This window comes from Thiolapillus sp. (assembly GCF_048562965.1).
Lineage (GTDB): Bacteria > Pseudomonadota > Gammaproteobacteria > Chromatiales > Chromatiaceae > Thiolapillus > Thiolapillus brandeum_A.
Genome location: NZ_JBHNMF010000429.1, coordinates 1 through 2,806 on the forward strand (window position 1 = coordinate 1; position 2,806 = coordinate 2,806).

Consider the following 2,806-nt stretch of genomic DNA (forward strand, 5'->3'; position numbering starts at 1 on the left):
CCTGTGATTCATTCGGCAGGAAAACAGGCCCCGCGTTTGTCTTGGTCTGGATGCTGGCGACAGCGAAAAAGGAAAGGGTATTTCAGGTGAGAGAATGACAAAAGAAAACGACATCGAACAATGCCTGCTCACCAGGCTGCAAGATCTTAAATACACTTACCGCCCGGATATCCGCGACCGTGAGGCGCTGGAGCAGAACTTCCGTGAAAAATTCGAGGCGCTCAACCGCGTCAACCTCACCGATGCCGAATTTGCCCGCCTGCTGAAGGGCATTATCAGCCCCGACACCTTTGCCTGCGCCGAGACCCTGCGCCACCGCAATACCTTCGAGCGCGAGGATGGCACACCACTGCACTATCAACTGGTCAACCTCAAGGACTGGTGCAAGAACAGTTTCGAAGTGGCCAACCAGCTGCGCATTAATACCAAAAGCAGTTTCCAGCGCTATGATGTCATCCTGCTGCTCAATGGCCTGCCCCTGGTGCAGATCGAGCTGAAGGCACTGCAGGTGAGTCCGCGCAAAGCCATGCAGCAGATTGTCGATTACAAAAACGATCCCGGCAACGGTTACACCGACAGCCTGCTGTGCTTCCTGCCTACCTACTACGTGTGGGCCGCGACAGCACTTTCAAGTGCCTCGTCGCCAAGATCGATCTCGCCGCCATCATGGAGCCAAGCCGACATAGCCAATGTGAGGAGCTTGTGATGACCGAAATGAATACCACGCAAGAATTACCGCCACGCGTGGAAACTTTGCATATCAAGAACTACCGCGCGCTGAGGGATTTTCGTCTGGAAAAGCTCACGCCCTTGACGGCGCTTCTGGGGCCGAACGGTAGTGGTAAATCCACTGTATTTGATGTCTTCGCTTTTCTCTCCGAATGCTTCACCGTCGGCCTGAAAAAGGCTTGGGACAAGCGAGGACGTTTCCGCGAATTGCGAAGCCGGGATTCCGAAGGCCCTATCGTTATTGAATTGCAGTATCGTGAAAAGCCGCGCACTCCCCTGATAACCTATCATTTGGAGATTGACGAGACCACTCGTGGGCCTGTTGTCCAGCATGAGTTTCTGCGTTGGAAACGAACACATCCCGGTGCGCCGTTCTACTTTCTCGATTATAGGTTCGGCAAAGGCAAGGTTATTACCGGCGAACAACCCGAGTCGAAAGATAAGCGCGTCGAAACACCCCTTTCCGGCCCCGATGTGTTGGCAGTGAACACCCTTGGACAACTGGGAAGTAATCCGCGCGTAATTGCCCTGCGTGACTTCATTACCAGTTGGCACCTATCCTATCTTTCCGCCGATGCTGCCCGTGGCCGCCCTGAAGCCGGGGCAGAAGAAAGGCTCTCACCCACTGGCGACAACCTGCCAAACGTGATCCAGTATCTTGGCGATGAACATCCAGAGCGCTTGGAGCAAATATTTGAAACCTTGCGCTCCCGGATTCCATGTATTGAAAAGGTGACCTCTAAACCACTCGATGACGGCAGTCTGTTATTGCAGATGAAGGATGCGCCGTTTTCATCACCTATTCTTGCCCGTTTCGCTTCGGATGGCACACTAAAAATGCTGGCTTACCTGACACTGCTCTATGATCCGGAACCGCCCCAACTTATTGGCATTGAGGAGCCGGAGAACTATCTGCATCCCCGCCTGCTTCCCGAGCTCGCGGAAGAATGCGATATGGCCTCCGAGTGCACCCAACTACTCGTCACCACCCATTCTCCATTCTTTATCGACCGTCTCAAACCAGAGCAGGTGCGTGTGCTCTATAGGGCGGATGATGGGTATACACGAGTAAAAAGGGTGGCGGATATGTTGGGTATTCGAGAATTTTTAGAGGAGGGCGCATCGCTGGGAGACATGTGGATGGAAGGGCACTTTGAGGTGGGAGACCCTTTTTCCCAAGATGGCAGCAAATGACGCGTATAGAAGTGCTTGTGGAGGAGTCCTCGATGGAAGAGGCGTTGCGCCAACTGTTGCCAAGGATCGTGAACGGACGTGCGACTTGGAAGACTATCAACATGCGCAACAAGGGGCGACTGATAAAAGAATTGCCAAAGCGGCTACGCGCCTATCGAAGGCAAATTGACAGCGGGGAGGATCTAAGAATTATCGTTTTGGTAGATCGAGACAGTGATGACTGCCATGCCCTCAAACGTCGGCTTGAGAGCATAGCGCGAGAAGCCGGTTTGATCACCAAGGCAGCTACGCAAGGACAGGGCCTATTCCACGTAGTAACGCGCATTGCCATTGAGGAGCTGGAGGCTTGGTACATGGGAGATATTGACGCGCTAAAAGCAGCTTTTAGTTCGCTCAAAAGCGTCAAGTTTCCGAGGAACTTCTCCAATCCTGACAATGGCGGTACATGGGAACGCCTGCATCGCTTCCTCAAACGCAATGGGATCTACCGAAACAGTTTCCCCAAGATTGACGCAGCAAGGAGAATCGCCAAGCACATGAATCCGGAGAAAAACCTATCCAGAAGTTTTCAAGCCTTTCGGAACGGTGTGGAGGCTTTTCTGTGAAACTACATTCGACTACTTGTTTCAGACAGAAAAGCGGGCCACCAGACCACCAGAAAATACGACTTGCGCCCGGAAGAGGACAAGCGTGTCTTCGAGCTCGTGAAAGATTTTGGGACATCCCAGTCCCCAAAATCGGCTCGGCCGCTGCCAGCCATGGAGAGCGAAGCGAAGGCTGGTAGACCCCAGTAGCCGCGAGGCCGCACTGCTTACCCGTCGTGCGCATAGCGCCAGAGGGGAAGCAAAGTAGGCATCCAAACGCGGCGTCCAGTCATTGGGAG

General features: G+C 53.5%; 4 protein-coding genes. 3 read left to right on the forward strand and 1 reads right to left on the reverse strand.

All coding sequences use genetic code 11. The features are described 5' to 3' along the window. The first annotated feature begins 94 nt into the window (after positions 1–94). The 3 genes from ACOCD2_RS15865 to ACOCD2_RS15875 are packed head-to-tail and all read left to right on the forward strand — an operon-like array spanning position 95 to position 2,528. Positions 95–706: a type I restriction endonuclease gene (locus ACOCD2_RS15865; protein WP_305800608.1), complete on the forward strand. Its 612-nt coding sequence runs from the start codon at positions 95–97 to the stop codon at positions 704–706. Next, on the forward strand, positions 706–1,923 hold the full coding sequence (locus tag ACOCD2_RS15870) for an AAA family ATPase (RefSeq protein ID WP_293648996.1): 1,218 nt from the start codon (positions 706–708) through the stop codon (positions 1,921–1,923). The genes ACOCD2_RS15865 and ACOCD2_RS15870 overlap by 1 nt, the downstream gene beginning before the upstream one ends. Further along, positions 1,920–2,528: a DUF4276 family protein gene (locus ACOCD2_RS15875; protein WP_293648999.1), complete on the forward strand. Its 609-nt coding sequence runs from the start codon at positions 1,920–1,922 to the stop codon at positions 2,526–2,528. The genes ACOCD2_RS15870 and ACOCD2_RS15875 overlap by 4 nt, the downstream gene beginning before the upstream one ends. A 21-nt stretch (positions 2,529–2,549) precedes the next feature. On the opposite strand, the gene ACOCD2_RS15880 is transcribed toward ACOCD2_RS15875, so the two are convergent. Next, a partial coding sequence (locus ACOCD2_RS15880) for a hypothetical protein (RefSeq protein ID WP_419625782.1) occupies positions 2,550–2,806 on the reverse strand: 257 nt, incomplete at its 5' end.

What these genes read in the sequence shown, in the direction of transcription:
- ACOCD2_RS15875 (WP_293648999.1), top strand. Translation starts at nt 1,920, where the DNA reads ATGACGCGTATAGAAGTGCTTGTGGAGGAGTCCTCGATGGAAGAGGCG.
- ACOCD2_RS15870 (WP_293648996.1), top strand. Translation starts at nt 706, where the DNA reads ATGACCGAAATGAATACCACGCAAGAATTACCGCCACGCGTGGAAACT.
- ACOCD2_RS15865 (WP_305800608.1), top strand. Translation starts at nt 95, where the DNA reads ATGACAAAAGAAAACGACATCGAACAATGCCTGCTCACCAGGCTGCAA.